The sequence below is a fragment of the Kitasatospora sp. NPDC051164 genome (genome assembly GCF_044455625.1).
GTDB lineage: Bacteria > Actinomycetota > Actinomycetes > Streptomycetales > Streptomycetaceae > Kitasatospora.
The window spans coordinates 531,365-552,616 of sequence record NZ_JBITFB010000001.1 but is presented as its reverse complement, the minus strand read 5'-3'; the positions used below and the strand labels follow the sequence as shown (position 1 = coordinate 552,616).

The window sequence follows — 21,252 nt, the reverse complement described above, 5'->3', positions numbered from 1 at the left end:
GGCCGTGTCCTGACACCGAGCCGCCACCCCCTGAACGTCACCCACCCCACCCGCGATCGAAAGAGCCTCCGGTGTCCCCTACCGACAACCCGACGAGTGCGCACACCTTCCAGGTGGACCTGCGCGGCCTGGTGGACCTGCTCTCCCACCACCTCTACTCCAGCCCGCGGGTCTACCTGCGCGAGCTGCTGCAGAACGCGGTGGACGCGATCTCAGCCCGCCGCGCTCTCGACCCCGAGGCGCCGGCCCGGATCACCGTCCGCGCTGACGACGAGCTGTCCGTGACCGACACCGGCGTCGGCCTGACCGAGAAGGACGTCCACACCTTCCTCGCCACCATCGGCCGCAGCTCCAAGCGCGACGCCGACGGCCGCTTCGACGGCGCCGGCCTGGCCAAGGCCCGCGGCGACTTCATCGGCCAGTTCGGCATCGGCCTGCTCGCCTGCTTCGTGGTCGCCGACGAGATCACCGTCGTCACCCGCTCCGCCGCCACCCCGGACGCCCCGGTGATCGAGTGGCGCGGCAGCTCCGACGGCAGCTACACCATCCGCACCCTGCCCGCCGAGGCCAAGCCCGAGCCGGGCACCACCGTCACCCTGGCCCCGCGCGCCGACGCCGCCGAGTGGACCCGCCCCGGCCGGGTGCTCACCCTCGCCCGGGACTTCGGCAGCCTGCTGCGCCATGACGTCACCGTGATCGACGCGGGCGGCACCGAGCACCGGGTCAACCGCACCCCGCCGTGGGCCGAGCGGTACGCCTCCCCGCCGGCCAAGCGCGACGCGCTCGGCGAGTACTGCCGCGCCACCTTCGACTTCACCCCGCTCGACACCATCGAGCTGGACCTGCCGCTGGTCGGCCTGCGCGGCGTCGCGTACGTGCTGCCGGACGCCGCCCCGCCCTCGCGCCGCAACGGCCACCGGGTGCACCTCAAGGGCATGCTGCTCTCCGACCAGGCCGACGAACTGCTGCCGGACTGGGCGTTCTTCCTCCGCTGCGTCGTCGACACCGACGGCCTGCGCCCCACCGCCTCCCGCGAGGGCCTGTACGCCGACGAGACACTGGCCGCCGTCCGCGATGCGCTCGGCGCCCGGATCCGTGACTGGCTGACCGGCCTGTCCGCGAGCGACCCGGCGCTGCTGCACCGCTTCCTGTCCGTCCACCACCTGGCGGTCAAGGAACTCGCACGCTACGACGACGAGTTGCTGCGGATGATGCTGCCCTGGCTGCCGTTCGAAACCACCGACGGCAACGTCACCCTGGACGAGTTCGCCCGCAGTCACCCGGTGGTGCTGGTGACCCGCACGGTCGAGGAGTTCCGCCAGGTCGCCCCGATCGCCGGCGCGGCCGGCCTCGGCGTCGTCAACGGCGGCTACACCTACGACCGCGACCTGGTCCACCGGCTGCCCGAGATCCGCCCCGGCGTCTCGGTCTCCGACCTCGACCCGGGCACCGTCACCGCGCACCTGGACACCGTCGACCCGGCCGCCGAGCTGGCCGCGGGCGTCTTCCTCGCGATCGCCCGCGAGGTGGTCGGCCGGTTCGACTGCGACGTCGCCCTGCGCAGCTTCCACCCGACCAACGCGCCCGCCCTGCTGCTCGACAACCGGGAGGCCCGGCACGAGCGCACCCGCGCCCAACTCGCCGACGAGGCCGACGGGTTGTGGGCCGACATCCTCGGCTCGCTGCGCGCCGAGGTGCCCCGCGCCCAGCTGGTGCTCAACCACCTCAACCCGCTGGTGCGCCGCGCCGCGACGGTGACCAACCGCGAGCTGGCCGTCACCGCCGTCGAGGCGCTGTACGGGCAGGCCGTGCTGATGACCCGCCGCCCGCTCAAGGCCAGCGAGTCCGCCCTGCTCAACCGCTCGTTCATCAGCCTGCTCGACCATGCCATGCTCGGCCACGAGGCCGGCGGCCCGGATCGCCACGGTTCGAAGGAGGCGTGATGCTGGACACCCCCGAGGCGGTGATGGCCGCGCTGCACGAGAACGACTCCCGCCCGTACGGCCGTACCCGGACCGTCACCGCCGAGGAACTCGTCGACGCCGCCGAGCAGTTCGACGACACCAAGGTCCGCTCGATGGCTCTGCTCGAGCTGATGGAGGCCTACGAGTACGACGGCGAGCGCAACAAGACCCCGGTCGTGTTCGCCCGCGTGCTGGGGCTCTGGGACAAGGACCCGGACGGCTTCGGCGAGTGGGCCCGCCACCAGGTGTTCTGGCGCTTCAAGTGGGTGGCCGGCGCGCTCCGGGACAACCCGGACGTACCGCTGACGGCCGTCGACCGCTGGCTCACCGAACTGCGCGACCGCTACCGCGCGGCCGGCTTCGGCCTCCAGCCGTACTACGCCGAGCGCTACCACCTGGCCGACCTCACCGGCGTCGGCGTCCAGGAGGCCTACGAGCTGTGGGCGGCCCGCCCGCGCTCCGAGATGAGTGACTGCCACGCCTGCGAGACCCGGTCCCGCGCCCGGCACTTCCTCGACCTCGGCGACGACGCCCGGGCCCTGGAGGTACTGGCCCCAGTGCTGAGCGGGCACAGCACCTGCGAGCTGGAGCCCTACCTCAGCCAGTCGGTCGCCCTGCTGCCGCTGCTGCGCCAGGGCCGGCTGGACGAGGCCCGCTCCGGACACCTGACCGGCTACCGCTTCGCGCGCGGCAAGTCGTCGATGCTGGGCTCCGTCGCCCGGCACATCGAGTTCTGCGCGCTGTCCGGCAACGAGCCGCGCGGCCTGGAACTGCTCGCCGAGAACCGCGACCTGTTCACGGTAACCGGCGAGGCCGCCGCCCGGCTGGACTTCCTGACCGGCGTCGAGGTCCTGATCGCCGCCCTGGCCCGGGCCGGCCACGGCGAGCTCGCCGTCAGCGGCCCGGCCGGCACCGCCTGGACCGTGGACACCCTGCTCGCCCACCTGCGCACCGAGGCGGACGCGCTGGCCGCCCGCTTCGACGCGCGCAACGGCACCGACGCGGTCAGCGCCGCGCGGCGTGCCCGGCTGGCCGTCGAACCACTGCTCAGCGAGCCGCTGGCCCTGGGCGTGCGCGCCGCCGTCGCGCCCGAGCTGTCCGCCGCAGCCCCGGCCGTCGCGCCCGCGCCACGCCGGGCGGTCGAGGCCGAGCCGGAGGACTTCACCGCCCTGGTGGTCCGGGCCCGCGAGCTGGACGTGCTCGGGCACCCCGACTCCGACCGGCTCTGGAAGCGGATCGCCGAGCGCGTCGCGGCCCCGGACTTCGTCCACCCCGAGGGCACGGAGGTCGGCAGCCCCGAGCGGCTGCGCGCCGAACTCGCCGAGCAGGCCGCCCACGACGCGCTGCAGCGCGACGAGCACGCCGAGGGCAAGGCCGGGCTGCTGGCCGCCGCCGAGCTGTTCGAGGCGGCGGGGATGCCCGGGGCGGCGCTGATGGTGCGCACCCGGACACTGATCGTCGACCTCGACGAGGACTCCAGTGGTGAGGGTTCCGGTGGCGGCGAGGGTTCTGACAGCGGCAAGGGCAGGGCGGCCGACTGGCCGGCGCTCGATGCGGCGCTGGCCCGGGCCGAGGAACTGAGGGCGACCGGTGAGCTGACCGACGACGACTACCTGATCGTGCTGCAGACCCGCGCCTACGCCGCCCACCACGACCTGGTCGAGGCGATGTCCGAGCCCTCCGCCGAGCCCTCCGCCGAGCCCTCCGCCGAGACCTCCGCGCGCTTCGAGGCGGCGGTCGGTGGCTACCACCGAACCGCCGTCGAGCTGGGCTCCGCCCGTCGGGCCGCCACCTCCCGGCAGTACACCGCCGATGTCGCCGCCCGGCAGGGCCGGTCGGCCGAGGCGATCGCCGAACTGCGCAAGACGCTGGCCCAGTTGGACGCGGCCGAGCTGCCCTGGCAAACCCCGCGGGTGCTCGGCCTGCTCGGCCAGGTGCTGCTGCAGAGCCGCGAACCGGCCCAGGCCGGCGAGGTGTTCCACCGGGCGCTGGCCGAGGCGGTGCGCTGGGGCGACGACTCCTACCCGTACGCGCCGACGTACATGATGCTCGGCCACTCCTGCCTGCAGACGGGTGACCTCGGTGGCGCGGTCCGGGCGCTGTCGGAGGCGGCCGCGCGCTACGACCGCAAGGGCCCGGAGGCCGTCGAGGAAGCCGCCCAGGTGCGGCTGCAGCTGGCCGACGTGCTGCGGGACACCGGTCGGGCGGCGGACGCGGTTGCCGTCCTGGAGTCGGTGCTGCTCGACGCGTCGGCGGCGCGGCTGGACGTCCGGATGCTCGCCCAGACCCGGCTGGACCTTGCCCGGGGCCTGGCCGAACTGGAGGAGTACCGGGACGCCGCCGAGGAGTACCTGCGGCTGGCCGACCTGGTGGCCGGCTGGGAGGACCAGGAGACCCACACCATGGTCGCCTGCGAGGCCACCCTGGCGCTCGCCCAGGCGGACCGTTGGGACGCGGCCGAGGCGGCGCTCGCGCGGGCCCGCGAGGCTCATGGCAGGGCCCCGCAGGTCGACCAAATGGCAGCCACCCTGAGGGAGTTGGCGCGGACCACGATGCGCGCGCAGGGCGCGGACGGGCTGTCCGCTGCGCTGGCCCTGCTGGCCGAGGCGGACGCGGTCGGCGCGACCGCCGAGCAGCACGGCCAGGAGTACAACGCCTGGTACCTGCGCGGTGGTTCGCACTACGAGCGGGCGCGCTGCCTGGCCGTCGCCGAGCGGTACGAGGAGGCGCTGGCGGAGGTCGAGCGGGCCATCGCGCTGTACGAGCAGGGCGGCGAGCGGGCCGAGGCGCCTCGGGCGGAGTCCGTCCGGCTGGCCGCGCTGATCGAGGGCAGTGACCTCGGCCGCACCGGGGCGGCGGTGGCCCGGCTGACCGCCGGCATCGCGCGCTGCGAGGCGGCCGGGATGCCGGAGGCGGTGGACGTGCTGGTGGAGCTGCGGGAGCGGTTCGCGGCGCCGCAGTGACGCCGGAGGGCCGCCCGGCGCGAGCGTCGAACTGAGGTGAGGGGCCCCGGGGTTGTGTACCCCGGGACCTCTCGCGCGTGCGGTTCCGTCGTACCGTCGTGCGCGGGGTTCGGCCGGTGCGCGGGGTTCGGCCGGTCTGCGGTGAGCGCGCGGTTCGGCCGGTCTGTGGTGAGCGCGGGGTTCGGCCGGTCCTGTCGGTGTGCGCGGTTCGGTCAGCAGGGGCCGTCGTCGGCCCAGACGCCCCACTGGCCGCTGGCGCTCGGCACCTCGTTCAGCGTCCACCACTTGGCGTGGTAGTTGTGGCCGTTGTACGAGACCTTGGCGCCGCCGTTGTACGTGGTGCTCGCGCTCCACGCCGGGGCGGTGCAGGTGCCGGGGGTGCCCGGGCCGGTCGGGGGAGTCGTCGGCGGGGTGGTGGGCGGAGCGGTGGGCGGGGTCGCCCCGGCGAACTTCACCGTGTACTTGGTGAAGTCCCAGTCGTTCTGCGCCACGCTGGAGCAGGAGCCGGACAGCCCCGGGTCCACCGGGCCCTGGCACTGCCGGTCGCGGTTGACCGACCAGTAGGTGTACCGGGCCAGGCCGTGCGCGGTGGCGAAGTCCAGTACGGTCTGGAAGTCGGCCTGGCGGAAGTACTCGGCGGCGTCGGTACGGCCGTTCATCATCGACACGCCCTCGTGGGCGTACGCGGTGGCCTCGTTCCAGCCGAAGGTGCTCTGCAGGATCTGGTTGAACTTCACCAGCGCGTCGGTCTGCGCCGCCGCGCCGTTGAAGCCGCCGTCGAACGGCATGATCGAGTAGTTGTTCGGCGCGAAGCCCTGGGACTTGGCCTCGTTGAGCATCTGGGTGCCGAACCAGCCGGTGCCCGCGTTGGTGCCGGCGGTGGTGATCGAGATGTACAGGCCCGGGTTGTTCTGCTGGAGGATCCGCGCGGCGCCGATCTCGTTGTGGATGGCCGCGGTGTTCTCGTACTCGGGCTCCTCCAGGTCGAAGTCGATCGCCTTGAGCTGGTACGTGGTGATCACCTTCTGGTAGCCGGCGGCGGTCGCTTCCGGCGTGCCGCAGACCTGGCCCAGCTTGGTGCCGCCGTACCCGCCGACCGACACCGAGACGTCCCCGCCCTTGCCGCGGATGGTCTGGATGACGTTCGGCATGGTGCTGTCGGTGTCGATCGAGGAGGTGCCGCCCCAGGCGGGGGAGCAGCTGTTGCCCTGGGTCAGGATGAACGCCAGCTGGAAGGCCTTCTGACCGGTGGCGTCCATGACGGCGGCCGCGTCCGGCGGGCTGTTGTCCTCGGGCATCAGGTACGGCGCGGAGGCGTACCAGTTGCTGCCCAGGCCGGTCGCGGCGGTGGTGGCGGTGTCCGCGGAGGCGGAGCCGGTGCCGGCCAGTGCGGCGACGCCCCCGGCGACCAGGCTGAGCACGCCGGTCACGGCGAGGGCGGCCCGGCGGGAGCGGCGCCGGTGACCGGCGGAGTGTTGCGAGTCCGTGGAGTGTTCCGAGCCGGCGGAGCGGTGCGAGCCGGTGGAGTGTTCCGGGCTGACGGGGTGTGGGGGAATAGCACGTTCCATCGGAGGCCTTCCAGGAAACGGCGGTGGGGGGACGCGCCCGTTCGCGCCGGAGGTGGGGGTGGCGCGGCGGCAGGCCGAACGGCCCAGGGGCGTGGGGTGGTTGCGGCAGGCTCCCACTGGTATAGACCTGTCCCGTGGGATGGGTCAAGACCCGGTGGAGCGCGAGTGTGAACGCCGGGGAACAGGAGCCTTCGATTCCGGATCGCCATGCGTTGACGGCTTTCGAAGTTGGTCTAGACAAGCTCTCGAACGGTCAGTTGGCTTTTCGACCCGCGAGATCTCGCGAGTACGTGCACAGCCTCTCCAATCCACCTTCCCGAGCGGAGGAACACAATGGTTCAGGCGGTTCTCAACCTGGTCGACCGCGTGGTTTCCGGCGGCCGCAACACGAATGTCGCGGACGCTTACTGCGCCTGCCCGGCCGGCACCACCACCCACTGCAGCGGCGAAAACCTGTACGTCACGGAGTGCTGCTCCTGGAACTGTGCGGTCAAGCCGTCCTGTGTCACCTACGTCATCGTCGGCGGCTGCTGACCCGTCCCGGTTTGCTGACCGAACCGGCCGGCTGACACGCGGCCGCCGGTGCCCCCGCCCTGCGCCGGCGGGGGCGCCGGCGGAGGGGGAGTCATGACCGCATACCTGTTGCTCGGCTGCTGCGCCGTGATCGCGGTGGTGTTCGCGAAGTCCGCCCTCGCCAAGCTCCGCGCGCGCCGCGACTCCGCCTGCGCGCTGCGCGTGATGGCAGTCGTACCGCCCCGGCTGACCGGCGCTGCGGCGATCGGCGTACCGGTCGCCGAGGCCGGTCTCGCCCTCCTGGTCTGGGCGCCCGAACCCCTCACGACCTGGGCGTTTGCCGCGGACCGGCGGGTTGATCGCGCTGTTCGCGGCCGTCCTGGTCCGGCTGCTGCGGCGGGGCGCCGACATCTCCTGAGCGCGCTTCGGTGCCTCCGGCGTGCCCGTGAGCAAGGCTCATGTGGCGCGCAACCTGGTCCTGATCGCCGTCGCCGCGGCCGGACTGGCGGCGAGTGCCGAGCCCGGTCCCGGCGGCCTGGGCCCGGCCGGGGTGGCCGTGGTGCTGCTCGCGGCCGGCTTCACGAGTGCGTTGATCATCGCCACCGACACGCTGGTCGAACTCTTCTCGGCGGCGCGCTGAGCCGCGCCTCCTTTCCGATCGTCCGAGCTCCCCCTTTCCCTGTACCCGCCTGCACCCGGAACGAGGCCAGGAACCGTTATGACCATGCTTTTCGTCGTCATTATCGGCTGTCTTTCACTGTTCAATCCGATGCTGACTCTCGCGCTCGCGCGGAAAACCAACACGGACGGCTCCGCGCACGGCTCGCCGACCGCTTTCGGAAACGTCAAGATGGGAGTTTCGGTGCCCGACGACCGGGTTCCGGACGGTGCCCCGATACCGGAATTCCGGGCGCTCACCGGATCGGAGGGCGAGGTCACCCGGGCGGACCTGGCCGAGGCCCCGGCGGTGGTCGGCTTCTTCTCCGGCACCTGCGGGCCGTGCCTGGAGCTGGCACCCGACTTCGTCAAGGCGGTCAGCGGCTACCCGGGCGGGCGCGAACGGGTCCTCGCGGTCGTCAAGGGCAGCGGCCCGGTGATCGCCGAACTGCGCACACTGCTCGAACCGGTGGCCCGGGTGTCGGTGGAGACCTCCGGGGCCGGCGCCGAGTCCACGGCCGAGGCGTTCGGGATCGTGCGCTGGCCCAGCTACGTCTCCGTCTCCGCCGACGGCCGGATCACCAACCACCTGGTCCCGGGCGAGCTCGTCATCCCCGACCGCCGCGTGATGAGCGCCGCTCATGCCGGTGCCGGTGCCGGTGCCGATGTCGCTGCCGTTGGCCGGGGTTCCGGTCGCGGGTCCGGGGGCGGCTCCGGGGGTGGGCCTGGTCGTGGGCGTGGGCCGGCCGGGGTCGGGCGGGTGCTGCGTTCGGCGGGGGCCGCCGGTTCGCTGGCCTGGCAGGCCGGCCGGACCGTCCTGCTGCTCTCGCTGCTCTGCGGGCTGATCGCCGGCCTGCTGCCCGCCTCCACCGCGCTGCTGGTGAGCCGCCTGTTCGACACGCTCACCGGCGCGGCGACCGGCCCGACCACCGGAACCTGCGTCCTGCTGGTCACGGCGAGCCTCGGAATGGCACTGGCCCCCGCACTCAGCGAGTACACCCGCGCGCATTCCAGCCGGGCGATCCGGCAACGGGTGCAGGAGGAGCTGTTCGACGCGGTCAACCGCCTGCCCGGTCTGCGGCCCTTCGAGGACCCGCAGTTCCAGGACCGGCTCCGCCTCGCCCAGCAGGCCGGCGGCGTCGCCCCCGACATCCTGGTCGGCGCGGCCTTCGGCAGCCTTCAGGCGCTCTTCACCGTCGTCGGCTTCCTCGGCACGGTCTTCGTCGTCAACCCGGTGCTCGGCGCAGTCACCCTGCTGCTCACACTCCTCCTGGTGCGGACGCAGCTGACGGCCGGCCGCCGTCGGGCCGCCGTCCTGAGCGAGACCATGTGCCGCAACCGGCGCCAGTCCTTCTGCAGCAGCCTGGTCTCCGACGTCGACGCGGTGAAGGAGATCCGCCTCTTCGGCCTGCAGGACTTCCTACGCGGACGCGCCCGGCACGAACTGCAGGCGATCTGCGGCGCTGAGGAACGGACCGACCGGCCGGCAGAACCTCGCCCGTCGACTGCCCGCCTCGCTGCTCGGCGTTGCCGTCTACGCGCTCGGCCTGGTGTGGGCGGTGCGGGCCGCCCGGCACGGCGAACTGTCCCTCGGTCAGGTCTCGGTGTGCCTCGCCGCCGTGGCCGGCATCCGGACCGGCCTCGGCCAACTCGCGGCCGGCGGCGCCTCCGCCTACCAGGCCGCACTTACCTTCGACCATTACTGCACACTCGGCGAAGCCCCGCCCGACCTCGCCCCGGCTATCGACCAGCGTCCGCCCACCGCGCTCCGCGGCACCATCGAGTTCCAGGACGTCTGGTTCCGCTACCACCCCGACGCACCGTGGACCCTGCGCGGCGTCGACCTCACCCTGCGAGCCGGCTCCGTCACCGCCCTGGTCGGACTCAACGGCGCCGGCAACAGCACCGTCGTCAAGCTGCTCTGCCGACTCTACGACCCGGACCGCGGCCGGGTGCTCTGGGACGGCGTCGACATCCGGGAGTTCCCGCCCGAGGAGTACCGGCAGCGGATCGGCGTGGTCTTCCAGGACTACTGCCGCTACGACCTGACCGCCGGCGAGAACATCGGCCTCGGCCGCCTCGCCCACCTCGACGACCGGGCCCGCGTCGCCGACGCAGCCCGTGCGGCCGGCATCCACGAACGGGTGCAGCGGCTGGACGGCGGGTACGGGGCCCTGCTCAGCCGGATCTTCCTGCCCGAAGGCGCGACGCAGGCGAGCTGGGGCCACTCCCTGTCCGGCGGGGAGTGGCAACGCCTCGCCGTGGCCCGGGCGTTCATGCGCGGCGACGCCGACCTGGTGATCCTGGACGAACCCAGTGCGGGCCTCGACACGGAAGCCGAACAGGAACTCCACGAGAACGTGCGGGAGTTGCGCCGGGGCACCACCAGCCTGGTCATCTCCCACCGGCTCAGCGCGGTCCGCGACGCCGACCGGATCGTCGTCCTCGGCGCCGGCCAGGTGGTCGAAGAAGGCACCCACGACGCGCTGATGGCCCTCGGCGGGCGCTACGCGGAGCTGTTCACCCTGCAGGCCTCCGGCTACCAGGACGCGGTGGTGTCGGGTCGCGCGAGGCAGTGACCGGAAGGTGCGAGGCAGTGGCCGGCAGGTGGGGACGGGAACGGCCGTCGGCCGTCGCGGTGTTGCGGCGGGCCGGGATGTCGGGCCGGTCGGCCCGTTGAGCGGAGGAGGTGTGCCGGTGGGTCTGTGGTCGGTGGTCGGTGGTCGGCGGTGCGGTGCTGGCGGCGGTGATGACCCTCGTCGTCCTGTTGCGGGTGGCGCTGTCGGTGGTCGTGGTGTCAGGGCCGAGCATGAGCCCGGCCTTGCGGCCCGGCCAGCGCGTCCTGGTGCTGCGCCGAGGCCTGGCCCGGCTGCGTGCGGGGCGGATCGTGGTGGTCTCCCCGAACGGGCTCGCCGCGCCCGGCGGCGGCCCGGCCCGGCGGCAGCCGGACCGTCTGCTGGTGAAGCGCCTGGCGGCGCTGCCCGGTGACCCGGTCCCGCAGTCCGTCCGCCCGGTCGTGGCGGGCGGGACGGTGCCGGGCGGGCACGTGGTGCTGCTGGGCGACAACCCGGAGTTCAGCACGGACTCCCGGACGTGGGGTGCCGTCCCGGCGCGGAGTGTCGTGGGCGTGGTGCTCGACGGCGTCCGGCTGCGGGGCTGAGCGGCCGGTCGTACGGTCCGGGGCGGCCCGGGGCTCGGGATGGTTCGGGGCCCGGGATGGTTCGGGCCCTTGCCCGGGACGTGGGGCGGCGTCTGGCGGGATCCCGTCCCGTGGCGGGCGTCGCGTTGGGGGGCGGCGTCCGGGAGGTCGGCGAGAACGTCCGGCTTCGGCCCCGGCGGGCGCTCGCCCGCGGCCGGGAGGGTGTCGACTGTTCCACCCGCCGGTGTGAGGGAGGGGCCACCCACTCGGTCGCGGCGCGGTCAGGGGCGTCCGTGTCCCGGCGGTGCCGGGACCGGGCCGGCGGCCTTGAGGGTGCGCAGGACGGGGGAGGACTCCAGGGCGGTGATCTCCTTGACCGCGCCCAACTGCTGTGTCACGTACCGGTGGAGGTCGGCCGGGTCGGTGCACAGGGCGAGGGCGGTGAGGTTGCTGGGGCCGGTGGTGGCGGCGACGAAGGCGAGTTCGCGGTGGGTGGCGAGGGCGCGGCCGACGTGGTCGAGGTGGGCGGGCGCGACGCTCAGCCAGAGCAGTGCCTGCATGTCCGCGCCCAGGAGCCGGGCGTCGAGTTCCACGTCGAGGAAGACCGTGCCGTCCGCCCGGAGCTCGGCGAGCCGGCGGGCGACGGTGGCCGGGGTGCGGCCGGTCGCTGCGGCGAGGTAGCCGAGGGGTGTGCGGCCGTCACGGTGCAGCGCGCCGAGCAGGGCGTGGTCGGCCTCGTCGAGGCCGCCGGACGGAGGGCTCACGGCGACCGGGCGGAGCCGGTCCTGCTGTTCCTCGCTGAGTGTCTCGGTGCTGACCGGCCAGGCGGAGGGGCCGCCCCGGTAGGTGTGCAGCAGGCAGTGGGCGGAGACGCCGGTGACGGTGGCGGTGCGGGGGATGTCGCGCAGGAGGAGGCTGTGGCCGTCGGGGCCGGGGCCGGTGTCGACGATGGCGGTGATCTCGGTGCCGCCGGAGGTGAGTTTCACCCAGGCGGTGTCGGCGCGCCGGACCAGCGCCTGGGCGAGGTTCTGGGCGGTGTGCGGCCCGGCGGTGAGGCGCAGCAGCCACTGGGACCGTCCGGCCCGGTGCGGGTCGGCGAGCCCGACCACCCGCAGTCCGGCCTCGGCGCGCAGCCGCCGGTAGCGGCGTGCCACGGTCTGCGGGGAGACGTCGAGGACAGCGGCGATCCGGTTGAACGGGGCGCGCCCGTCGACGCGCAGGGCGTGGACGAGCGCGCGGTCGAGGTCATCGAGCATGTGTGGGTTCCCGGTGGTCGGACACACCGTCCGATTCTGCCGTGTGGCTGGCGGTACGAGTGCCATGAGAGTTGCTCATCAGCCGGACCGCCACGGCGGCGGCCGCCAGTACCCCCACCGCCAGCCAGCAGGCGCGCTGCGCCCCGGTGGTGTCCGGGGCGGCCAGGTAGATCCGTCCGAGCACGGCGACGCCGAGCGTGGAGCCGAGCTGCTGCACGGCGTTGAGAAGGCCTGCCGCCGAGCCGGTCTCCTGCGGCCGCAGCGGCGTCAGGGCGGTGGTGAAGAAGGCGGGTGTGAACAGTCCCTGCCCGAGCCCGACCAGGGCGAGCGCGTAGGGCAGGGCCTCCGGCCGCTGGCCCGTGCGGTAGGCGCCGACAGCGGACACCACCCCGACCGCCATCACGGCCAGCCCGACGGGCATCACCCGCGCCCCGTACCGCCGGACCAGCGAGGCGCCCGCCCACAGGGAGCCGACCGCAAGCCCGGCCGACATCGGCAGCAGGGTCAGGCCGGAGGCCAACGCGTCGGCTCCGCTGCCGAGTTGGAGCTGTAGCACGACGACCAGGGTGAGCCCGGTGGTGGCCGCGAAGGCGAGCGAGAGGGCGACCAGCGCGGCCGGGAACCGTACGGAGGTGAACAGGCTCGGCTCGACCAGGGTGTCGGTGCCGCGCCGGGCCCCGCGCCGCTGGTGGACGGCGAAGACCACCGCGGCGACCGCTCCGGCAGCCGTCCACACCGGCGGGGTGCTTCCGGTGGCCAGCAGCGGCAGCACGACCAGCCCGGTGGCGAGCGCCGCGAGCGCGCTGCCTGCCGGGTCGAGGCCGGGGCGGCGCGGGGCGCGGTCCTCGGCGAGCAGCGGGGCGAGGGCGAGGACGGCGAGCGAGAGTGGGAGGTTGACCAGGAAGACCGCGCGCCAGGAGGAGCCGAACAGGTCGGCGTGGGTGAGCACCCCGCCGAGCACCGGGCCGGCGACGGCCGCCAGCCCCATCACCGGCCCGATCGTGCCGAGGGCCCGGGCCGTCTCCGGGCCGCGGAACATGGCCTTGATCAGGCCGATGGTCTGCGGGACGATCACGGCCGCGGCCGCGCCCTGGACGGCCCGGAAGGCGAGCAGCGCGCCGAGCGTGGGCGCGCAGGCGCAGGCCAGCGAGGCGAGCAGGAAGCCCGCGACCCCGATCCGGAACACCCGCCGCCGTCCGGCCCGGTCGCCGAGCCGCCCGCCGGTGAGCAGCAGTACGGCGAACGGCAGGGTGTACGCGGTGGTGAGCCAGGGCACGGCCGCCGCCGGCCCGCCGAGGTCGGCACGCATGCGCGGCGCGGCGACCTGCACGATCGTCGCGTCCAGCAGGTTCATCGCCTCCGCGGTGAGCAGCGCGCAGAGCGCCCACCAGCGGCGCGGGTTCACGGGCGTCGGCTGCTCGGTTGTCGGGCGCGCGGACGGCGGGGGCAGCGGGTGTGCGGACAACGGGTCCTCCCTCGGGTGTACGGCCGGAATGCCGTCACCCTCCGGCCGTACACCCGTGCCGACCAGCTGCTGCCGCCCGTATCGACGGGAAGTTCCATCAACCCTGCCCGCAGAGCCGAAAAACTCCACTCAGGCCGGCGACCCGGCCAGAGCCTTGCCCTTCGTCATCGCCCCCACTCCTGCGAGCAGCCCGCTGACCACCGGGGACCACGGCCGGCTCGCCGGTCCGGTGAGCGTCAGCGTCCGGTGGACAGCGGGCCGGATCGGGACCAGCACGCAGTCGGCCGGGAGCATGGTCAGTGCCAGCGCGGGCATCACCGAGACTCCGACGCCCGCGTGCACCATGCCGATCAGCGTGTTGAGGTCGCGGATCCGGTGCCGGGGTGCGAAGCGGGTGCCGGCCCGCCGGTAGGCCTCGCGGATGTGGCGCTCGCAGCCGCCCTCGGAGAGCAGGAAGTCGTCGTCCTCCAACTCGGTGACATGGATGGTCTCCTGACCGGCGAGGGGGTGGTCGCGGCGCAGCAGCGCGTGCATCGAGTCGGCACCGAGCGCGACCGCCCCGGGCTGGAGCGGCCCGGCGTCCACCAGGACGGCGGCGTCCACCGTGCCGGCCTCCAGCCAGGCGGTCAGCTCGGCGTCCTCACCCTCGAAGACCCGGACGGTGACCTCCGGGTACGCGGCCTTCCAGTCCCGCAGCAGCCCGGGCAGCAGCGCCTGGCAGACGGTGGTCGGTGCGGCGAGCCGGACGGTGCCGGTCAGGCCGCCCGTGTGCTGGGTGGCGATGAGGCGGACGGCGGTGGCGGAGGCGACGGCGGTACGGGCGTGCGGCAGGACCTGCTCGCCCAGCGGGGTCGGCCGGCAGGGGGTGCCGCGCATCAGGACGGGTGCGCCGAGGGCCCGCTCCAGCGCGCCGACGGCGTGTGAGACGGCGGACTGGCTGATTCCCAGTTCGTCGGCGGCCGCGCCGAAGCCGCCGGTGTCGGCAACCGCGACCAGAGCCCTGAGCTGAGCCAGGTTGACCTCCGTGGTCATCGGACGCCCTGGGGCGTGTGACCTCGGGTCATGAGACTTCCTCATCCACGTCGGAATGCCACTTGTTGGACTCATGGTCGAACGTCGCCCCATCCTCTGTCCAGGTGCAGGGAACACCGGAGGAATACGGGGGTGGTTGCGGTGCGGCGCTGGTTGCCGCGTTTTGCGGCACTGTCGGCGATCTGGGGTGCGAGCTTCGCCCTGATCAAGGTGGCGGTCGACGCGGGGGTGCCCCCGGTCTGGGTGGCGCTGTGGCGGTGCCTGCTGGGCACGGCCACGCTGGGCGCGGTCCTGGTGCTGCGCGGTGAGAAGGTCCCGCGTGACCGTGCGTTGTGGGGGCACTCGGCGGTGGTCGCGGTGCTGCTCAACACCGTGCCGTTCATCCTGTTCCCGTTCGGCGAGACCAGGGCCAGCTCGGTGCTCGCCGGCGTGATGAACGCGACCACTCCGCTGTTCGCCCTGCTGCTCACGGTGCTCACCGTCCCCGAGGAGCGCCGCCCGGGCGCCCGCCGGCTCACCGGCCTCGTCCTCGGCTTCGTTGGCGTGCTCACCGTGCTCGGGGTCTGGCGCGGCATCGGATCCGGTACGGCGGTCGGGGGCCTCACCTGCCTGGCCGCCGCCTGTTGCTACGGGGCGGGCTTCGCCTACCTGCGGCGTTTCCTGTCCGGTCGGCCGGAGTCGGTCACCACCCTCTCCGCGCTCCAGATCGGCTGCGCCACCGCCGAGTTGGCCGTCATCGTGCCGTTCGCCGCGGGCGCCCCGCACTGGCCCGGGGCCGGCCCGGCCGTCGCCCTGCTGGTGTTCGGCGTGGTCGGCACCGGCCTGGCGTACCTGCTCAACCTCGGCCTGGTCCGGACCGCGGGCACCGGGGTGGCCTCGGCCGTCGCCTACGTGATGCCGCTGTGGTCCACCGCGATCGGTGCGCTGTTCCTCGCGGAGCCGGTCGGCTGGAACGCCCTGGCCGGTGGTGTCCTGGTGATCGCGGCGGTGGCGCTGACCCGCCCCCGCCCCCGCCCCCGGACCGCGACCGGCGCGGCGGACCAGACCCCGAAGGCGGGCCAGACCGTCGGATAGGGCACGCGCCGCCCCGACGACGGCGCGTACGAAGATGCCGCGCATGGGGATCTCCTTCCCTGAACGGGCCCACCCGGGACAAGCCGGCGGGAACCGGGCTGATCGGACAGCGCATTCGTACCCGACCTGACGTTCGGTGTCCAATGAATTACGGAATGTCTTCGGGCCCCGCTAGGGTGGCGGCGTGGTGAGGGCGTGGGATGCGGCGGTTGAGCGGGCACAGGACCGGCTGGCGGCGGGGCCGCAGCTGAGGGCGGTCGCAGAGGGGGACGAACGTCGGTTCGCCCTCTGGGACTTGGCGTCTCTGGTGGAGGGCGAGCTGGGCGCGCTGGTGGACCCGGACGGGCTGGCGCCGTCGGCGGAGCGCGGCTGGCGAGAGCGGCTGGGCGAGAGCGGTCGGGAGTGGCCCGGCGGGGAGCTGTACCGGCGGAGGTACTGGATCCAGGGCGACGACGGCGCCGTCGTGGGCACCGTCGCGGTCGACAACTGGACCAAGGGCCCGGGCCAACTCGCCGTCTCCTCCCTCTATGTGAGCCCGGCGGCGCGCGGTCGCGGGCTGGCCGCCGCCACGCTGGACGAGGTGTACGCGGCGGCCACCGCCGAGGGCCTGCCCGGATTCCGGCTGGAGGCGCACTGGACCTGGCAGCCGGCTGTCCGCTACTACCTGCGCCGAGGGCTGTGGGCGGTCGGCTGGAAACGCTCGCTCGCGCTCGCGCGGATGTCCCAACTCCCTTCCTACCGGGTGCGCGAGGAGGACGGACGGCTGCTCCTGCTGGTCGCCGACCGGCTGCGCGGCTGGGTGCCGATACTGACCGCCGGCCGCGAGGGCCGCTGGCTGCGGCTGGACGAGACGGCCGACTACCGGGGCGCCGACGGCTGGGTGCACGACTACGCGCGCTCGACGCTGGCCCTGCACCTGGCGCTGGCGGGCTTCCCGCTGGTGCGCGGCCCGCAGTGGTGGGCGGAGGCGTGGCGCTGGTCGGACGCGGGCGAGCCGGAGGGACTGGCGTACCGGATCGAGGAGTTCGAGCGGGCCGCCCCCCGCCCGGCGTCCTCCCCGTACGGCCCGGCGCCGGTCCCCGCTCCGCAGAGCCCGACGCAGGGTTCGGTGCAGTACCCGGAGCGGGACCCGGCACAAGCCCCGGAGCGGGCGGCGACGCAGGCCCCGTCGCAGGCCTCGGTCCCGTCGTCGCAGCTGGCAGACTCGGGGGATGGCTGAGATCGAGATCGACGGCGCCCCCGCCGACCCGGCGCGGCTGGCCGCGCTGGGGCTGCTCAACTACGGGCACTTCACCACCCTGCGCGCCGAGGCGGGCCGGGTCCGCGGCCTGACGCTGCACCTGGACCGGCTGGTCCGTGACTGCCGCACGCTGTTCGCCGTCGAGCTGGACAGGGCGGCGGTGCGGGACCGGATCCGCGCGGTGCTGCCCGCCGGCGGCGCACCGGTGATCGTCCGGGTCACCGTGTACGACCCGGCGCTCGGTCTGGAACGCCCCGCCGCCCCGGCCGCACCCGCCCTTCTGGTCACCACCCGCCCCGCCGCGACGGCCGAGCCCGCCCCGCTGCGGGTGCGCACCTCGGTGTACCGGCGGGAACTGCCGGCGGTGAAGCACGTCGGCCTGTTCGGCCTGGTCCACCACCGGCGGCAGGCCCAACTCGCCGGCTACGACGACGTGCTGCTGATCGACACGGACGGCCGGGTGACCGAGGGCGCGACCTGGAACGTCGGCTTCCTGGACGAGGACAAGCTGGTCTGGCCTGAAGGCCCGAGCCTGCCCGGCGTCACCGAGTCCCTGCTCTCCCGGGCGTACCGGGGCCCGCAGTCCCGCGAGCCGCTGCCCGCCGCCGCGCTGGGCCGCTTCGGAGCCGCCTTCGCGGTGAACGCGGGCATCGGCGTCCGGCCGCTGGCGGCCGTCGACGGCACCACCCTCGACCCCGCCCACCCGGTGCTCGCCGAGCTGCGCGCGGCCTACCTCGGGACCACCGCCGAAGCGGTGTAGGGATAACCCCACCCCCGTTCCGCCGGTGACCTCCATGGTCCGCGGGGCCCGGACTTCCTAGCGTTGAACACGTTGACGACGAGCGAAACACGTTGACGACGAGCGACGCAGAACCGAAGGAAGGCCTCTCCATGGCACGCCGCCACGACCGCCGCAGGACCGACGAGCGGGTGACCCACCCGTACGCCACCGACGCGTACGACGGTGCCCCGCACGCCGCACCGTCGGCGGCCCCCGCGATCGAACTGCGCGGCGTACGCCGCACCTACGGGCGCGGCGAGGCGGCGGTGCAGGCGCTGCGCGGGATCGACCTGGCGCTCGCCCGCGGGAGCTTCACCGCCGTGATGGGCCCCTCCGGCTCCGGCAAGTCGACTTTCCTGCAGTGCGCTGCGGGCCTGGACCGCCCGGAGGCGGGGGAGATCCGGCTCGGCGGCGAGGAGATCACCGCGCTGAGCGAGAACCGGCTCACCAAGCTGCGCCGCAGCCGGATCGGCTTCGTCTTCCAGTCCTTCAACTTGCTGCCCTCGCTGAGCGTCGAGCAGAACGTGCTGCTCCCGCAGCGGCTCGCCGGGGAGCGCCAGGACCGCGCCCGGGCGGGGGAGTTGTTGGAACGGGTCGGCCTCGGGCAGCACGCCCGGCGGCGGCCGGGCCAGCTCTCCGGCGGCCAGCAGCAGCGGGTCGCGATCGCCCGCGCGCTGATCACCCGCCCGGACGTGCTGTTCGCCGACGAGCCCACCGGCGCGCTGGACACCCGCACCGCACACGAGGTGCTGGGCCTGCTGCGGCAGGCCGTGGACTCCCTCGGCGCGACCGTCGTCATGGTGACCCACGACCCGGTGGCCGCCTCCTTCGCCGACCGGGTGCTGTTCCTGGCCGGCGGCACGATCGTGGACGACCTGCCGCACCCCAGCCCGCAGGCCGTCGCCGACCGGATGGTCGCGCTCACCGCCCGCCCGGTGGGAGCGGCGGCATGACCAACGGACTCGCCCGCGCCTCGGTGCGCTTCCGTCCCGCCTCCTTCGTGGGCACCCTGGTCGCCCTGCTGCTCGGCGCCGCCGTCGTGACGGCCTGCGGCGTGCTGCTGCAGACCGGCCTGACCGCCGGCCTCGAACCCGACCGGTACGCCTCCGCGCCCGTGGTGGTCGCGGCCGAGCAGACGGTGAAGATCCAGAAGAAGGTCGGCGAGGACACCGAGACCCAGGAGCAAGCCACCCCGGAGCGGGCCCGTGCGGACGCCGCGCTGGTAGGCCGGCTGACCGCCCTGCCCGGGGTCGCGGTCGCCCGGCCGGACACCGCCTTCCCGCTCACCGCCTTCCCGCTCACCGCCTTCCCGCATACCGCTGCGAACGACAGCCCGGCCCTGACCGGCCGCGGCTACGCCGCCCTCGGCATCGCCGGACCGGCCGACAAGCTGACCGAGGGCCGTGCACCCGGCGCGAACGAGGTCGTGCTCGACGCCGACACCGCGCGCGCCGCCCACCTCGCGCCCGGCGCGAACCTCACGCTCACCGCGCCCGGCGGCACCGCGAGCTACCGGGTCTCCGGCCTCGCCGCCGCCCAGACGGCCGGCCCCACCGCCTGGTTCGCCGACACCACCGCCGACCTCCTCTCCGGCCACCCCGGCCGGATCGACGCCATCGCCGTCCAGCCCCGCCAGGGCGTGACCGCCGCCGCGCTCGCCACACAGGTGCGCCAGGCCGTCGGCGGCGAGGCGAAGGCCTTCTCGGGAGACGACCGGGGCACCGTCGAGCACCCCGCTCTCGGCGAGGCCCGGACGACGCTGATGGCCCTCGGCGGCACCTTCGGCGGCTACGCCACCATGACCGCGATCTTCGTGGTGATGAGCACCGTCGCCCTCGCCACCGGACAGCGCGCCCGCGAGTTCGCCCTGCTGCGCGCCATCGGCGCCACCCCGCGCCAGATCCGCCGAACCATCGCCGCCGAGGCGATGCTGGTCGCCCCGGTCGCCGCGGCGCTCGGCATCCTGCCCGGACTCGCGCTCGCCCGCTGGTGGTTCGGCCAGCTGGCCGAACGCGGCGCCGTCCCCGAGGGCATCCGCCTCGACGTCGGCCCACTGCCGATGCTCGCCCCCGTCCTCACCTGCACCCTCGCCGCACTGACCGCCGGCTTCCTGGCCGCCCGCCGACCGTCCAAGCTGCGCGCCGCCGAGGCACTCGGCGAGGCCGCCGTCGAGGCGCCCCGCCCGGGCAAGGTGCGCACCCTCCTCGGACTGGTCTTCGCCGGCGGCGGCATCGCCGTCGCCGCCCTCGCCGCCTCCCTCGACGGCGCCAAGGCCGCCCAGACCGCGCTCGGCGTGGTCATGTGCTTCATGACGGCCGTCGCCCTGCTCGGCCCGTGGGTGGCCCGGACCGCCGCCGCCGTGCTCGGCGCCCCGCTGCGGGCCGGCGGCGCGCCCGGCTCGCTGGCCGCCGACAACACCCGCGCCAACGCCCGCCGGCTGGCCTCCGCGATCACCCCGATCGTCCTGGTCACCGCCTTCTGCGGCACCCTGCTGATCCTGCAGAGCACCCTGCGCCACACCACCGGCGAGAACGTCCGGGCCGGCATCACCGCCGACCACGTGATCGGCACCACCGGCCCCGGCCTGCCCGCCGGGACCGCCGAGCGGGCGGCCAAGGTGCCCGGCGTGGACACCGCCGTCGGCGTGCTCCGCACCGGCCTGGTCCTCGAGAGCGGCGGCCGGCTGAGCTCCGCCCCCGCGCTCGGCGTCGACGGCGACCCGGCCCGGCTGCCCAAGGTGCTCGACCTGGGCGTACGCAGCGGCTCGCTCGCCGACCTCGGTCGCGGCACCGACACCATCGCCCTGAGCACCACCCTGGCCGACGCCCTGGATGCCAAGGTCGGCGACCGCGTCCCGCTGCGCCTCGGCGATGGCACCGCCGTCCGGCCCGCCGTGGTCGCCGTGTACGAACGCGGGCTCGGCGTCGGCCAGGCGGTGCTGCCCCGGGCGGCCCTGGCCGAGCACGTCACCACCGGGTACGACAGCCAGGTGCTGGTCGCCGACGTGCCGGGCGCCGACCGCACGGCGGTGGCCGCCGGGCTGGGCACGCAGGCCGGGACGAGCGTGACCGACCGGGCCGGGTTCGTCGCCCAGGCCGACAAGGACATGGAGCTCAGCGGCTGGGCCAACACCGTGATGGCCGGCGTGCTCGGCGGGTTCGCCGCCGTCAGCGCCGCCAACACCCTGGTGATGACCGTGCTGGACCGCCGCCGCGAGGTCGCGCTGCTGCGACTGGCCGGCACCACCCGGCGCCAGGTGCGCGACATGATGCGCTGGGAGGCTCTGCTGGTGGCCGCGACCGGGCTGGCGGTCGGCGCGGTGATCGCCTGGATCACCCTGGTGCCGGTCACCCGTGGCGTCGCCAACGCTTCCCCGTACGTCCCGCCGATGCTCGCCCTGCCACTGGCGGCAGGGGCCGTGCTGCTCTGCCTCGGCGCGACCGGGCTGCCGGTCCGGGCGCTGCTGCGGACCCGTCCGGCGGCGCTGGGAGCGGCGCGGCAGTAGGCCGGTGGGGCGATGAGCGGGACTCATGGGGCCGCCCCGTGAGACGAGCTCATGAGGCCCTCCCATGAGAGGAGTGCATGAGGTCCTCATGAGGC

15 protein-coding genes and 2 pseudogenes are annotated in these 21,252 nt (G+C 74.4%); 13 read left to right on the top strand and 4 right to left on the bottom strand.

Translation table 11 applies throughout. The annotated features are described in order from the left end of the window. The first annotated feature begins 71 nt into the window (after positions 1–71). Both ACIBEC_RS02400 and ACIBEC_RS02395 read left to right on the top strand, forming a co-directional pair. On the top strand, positions 72–1,943 hold the full coding sequence (locus ACIBEC_RS02400; protein WP_360490580.1) for an HSP90 family protein: 1,872 nt from the start codon (positions 72–74) through the stop codon (positions 1,941–1,943). Continuing rightward, positions 1,943–4,927, top strand: coding sequence for a hypothetical protein (locus tag ACIBEC_RS02395; RefSeq protein WP_360490577.1), 2,985 nt, complete (start codon positions 1,943–1,945; stop codon positions 4,925–4,927). The genes ACIBEC_RS02400 and ACIBEC_RS02395 overlap by 1 nt, the downstream gene beginning before the upstream one ends. 212 nt (positions 4,928–5,139) lie before the next feature. Here the strand turns inward: ACIBEC_RS02395 and ACIBEC_RS02390 are convergent, their stop codons facing one another. After that, positions 5,140–6,495 carry a carbohydrate-binding protein gene (locus ACIBEC_RS02390; protein ID WP_360490575.1) on the bottom strand — a complete coding sequence of 452 codons (1,356 nt, stop codon included), beginning with the start codon at positions 6,493–6,495 and terminating at the stop codon, positions 5,140–5,142. Between the two features lie 333 nt (positions 6,496–6,828). Here ACIBEC_RS02390 and ACIBEC_RS02385 point away from each other — a divergent pair, with 333 nt between their 5' ends. From ACIBEC_RS02385 to ACIBEC_RS02360, 6 genes and pseudogenes are all read left to right on the top strand, one after another. After that, complete coding sequence (locus tag ACIBEC_RS02385; RefSeq protein ID WP_360490572.1) at positions 6,829–7,029, top strand: hypothetical protein; 201 nt, start codon at positions 6,829–6,831, stop codon at positions 7,027–7,029. Between the two features lie 93 nt (positions 7,030–7,122). After that, positions 7,123–7,338, top strand: a pseudogene (locus ACIBEC_RS02380) (MauE/DoxX family redox-associated membrane protein); the annotation flags it as partial. Positions 7,339–7,453: 115 nt separating this feature from the next. After that, positions 7,454–7,648: a hypothetical protein gene (locus tag ACIBEC_RS02375; RefSeq protein WP_360490569.1), complete on the top strand. Its 195-nt coding sequence runs from the start codon at positions 7,454–7,456 to the stop codon at positions 7,646–7,648. Positions 7,649–7,726: 78 nt separating this feature from the next. Beyond that, positions 7,727–9,055: pseudogene (locus tag ACIBEC_RS02370) on the top strand (ABC transporter transmembrane domain-containing protein); the annotation flags it as partial. A 160-nt stretch (positions 9,056–9,215) separates the two neighbouring features. Next, a complete protein-coding gene (locus ACIBEC_RS02365) occupies positions 9,216–10,244 on the top strand; it encodes an ABC transporter ATP-binding protein (RefSeq protein ID WP_360490566.1) in 1,029 nt (342 codons plus the stop codon). Between the two features lie 110 nt (positions 10,245–10,354). Further along, positions 10,355–10,825 carry a S26 family signal peptidase gene (locus tag ACIBEC_RS02360; protein ID WP_360490563.1) on the top strand — a complete coding sequence of 157 codons (471 nt, stop codon included), beginning with the start codon at positions 10,355–10,357 and terminating at the stop codon, positions 10,823–10,825. Between the two features lie 260 nt (positions 10,826–11,085). On the opposite strand, the gene ACIBEC_RS02355 is transcribed toward ACIBEC_RS02360, so the two are convergent. From ACIBEC_RS02355 to ACIBEC_RS02345, 3 genes are all read right to left on the bottom strand, one after another. Further along, positions 11,086–12,060, bottom strand: a complete 975-nt coding sequence (locus ACIBEC_RS02355) for an AsnC family transcriptional regulator (protein WP_360490560.1) — start codon at positions 12,058–12,060, stop codon at positions 11,086–11,088. Next, entirely contained in the window at positions 12,050–13,525 is a 1,476-nt protein-coding gene (locus ACIBEC_RS02350; protein WP_360490557.1) for an MFS transporter, read from the bottom strand. The genes ACIBEC_RS02355 and ACIBEC_RS02350 overlap by 11 nt, the downstream gene beginning before the upstream one ends. A 129-nt stretch (positions 13,526–13,654) precedes the next feature. Further along, positions 13,655–14,557, bottom strand: a complete 903-nt coding sequence (locus tag ACIBEC_RS02345; RefSeq protein WP_360490554.1) for a LysR family transcriptional regulator — start codon at positions 14,555–14,557, stop codon at positions 13,655–13,657. A gap of 132 nt (positions 14,558–14,689) precedes the next feature. Here ACIBEC_RS02345 and ACIBEC_RS02340 point away from each other — a divergent pair, with 132 nt between their 5' ends. From ACIBEC_RS02340 to ACIBEC_RS02320, 5 genes are all read left to right on the top strand, one after another. Next, complete coding sequence (locus ACIBEC_RS02340; protein WP_360490551.1) at positions 14,690–15,631, top strand: DMT family transporter; 942 nt, start codon at positions 14,690–14,692, stop codon at positions 15,629–15,631. Between the two features lie 295 nt (positions 15,632–15,926). Beyond that, positions 15,927–16,850 (top strand): GNAT family N-acetyltransferase, encoded by a 924-nt coding sequence (locus tag ACIBEC_RS02335; RefSeq protein ID WP_360490548.1) that lies wholly within the window; start codon positions 15,927–15,929, stop codon positions 16,848–16,850. Then, positions 16,843–17,631, top strand: coding sequence for an aminotransferase class IV (locus ACIBEC_RS02330; RefSeq protein ID WP_360490545.1), 789 nt, complete (start codon positions 16,843–16,845; stop codon positions 17,629–17,631). The genes ACIBEC_RS02335 and ACIBEC_RS02330 overlap by 8 nt, the downstream gene beginning before the upstream one ends. A 131-nt stretch (positions 17,632–17,762) precedes the next feature. After that, the gene (locus ACIBEC_RS02325) at positions 17,763–18,605 is read left to right on the top strand and encodes an ABC transporter ATP-binding protein (RefSeq protein ID WP_360490542.1); all 843 of its coding nucleotides are present in this window, start codon (positions 17,763–17,765) and stop codon (positions 18,603–18,605) included. After that, positions 18,602–21,157 (top strand): FtsX-like permease family protein, encoded by a 2,556-nt coding sequence (locus ACIBEC_RS02320; RefSeq protein WP_360490539.1) that lies wholly within the window; start codon positions 18,602–18,604, stop codon positions 21,155–21,157. The genes ACIBEC_RS02325 and ACIBEC_RS02320 overlap by 4 nt, the downstream gene beginning before the upstream one ends. Positions 21,158–21,252 lie beyond the last annotated feature (95 nt).

What these genes read in the sequence shown, in the direction of transcription:
- ACIBEC_RS02385 (WP_360490572.1), top strand. Translation starts at nt 6,829, where the DNA reads ATGGTTCAGGCGGTTCTCAACCTGGTCGACCGCGTGGTTTCCGGCGGC.
- ACIBEC_RS02395 (WP_360490577.1), top strand. Translation starts at nt 1,943, where the DNA reads ATGCTGGACACCCCCGAGGCGGTGATGGCCGCGCTGCACGAGAACGAC.
- ACIBEC_RS02355 (WP_360490560.1), bottom strand. Translation starts at nt 12,060, where the DNA reads ATGCTCGATGACCTCGACCGCGCGCTCGTCCACGCCCTGCGCGTCGAC.
- ACIBEC_RS02345 (WP_360490554.1), bottom strand. Translation starts at nt 14,557, where the DNA reads ATGACCACGGAGGTCAACCTGGCTCAGCTCAGGGCTCTGGTCGCGGTT.
- ACIBEC_RS02320 (WP_360490539.1), top strand. Translation starts at nt 18,602, where the DNA reads ATGACCAACGGACTCGCCCGCGCCTCGGTGCGCTTCCGTCCCGCCTCC.
- ACIBEC_RS02390 (WP_360490575.1), bottom strand. Translation starts at nt 6,495, where the DNA reads ATGGAACGTGCTATTCCCCCACACCCCGTCAGCCCGGAACACTCCACC.
- ACIBEC_RS02325 (WP_360490542.1), top strand. Translation starts at nt 17,763, where the DNA reads ATGGCACGCCGCCACGACCGCCGCAGGACCGACGAGCGGGTGACCCAC.
- ACIBEC_RS02330 (WP_360490545.1), top strand. Translation starts at nt 16,843, where the DNA reads ATGGCTGAGATCGAGATCGACGGCGCCCCCGCCGACCCGGCGCGGCTG.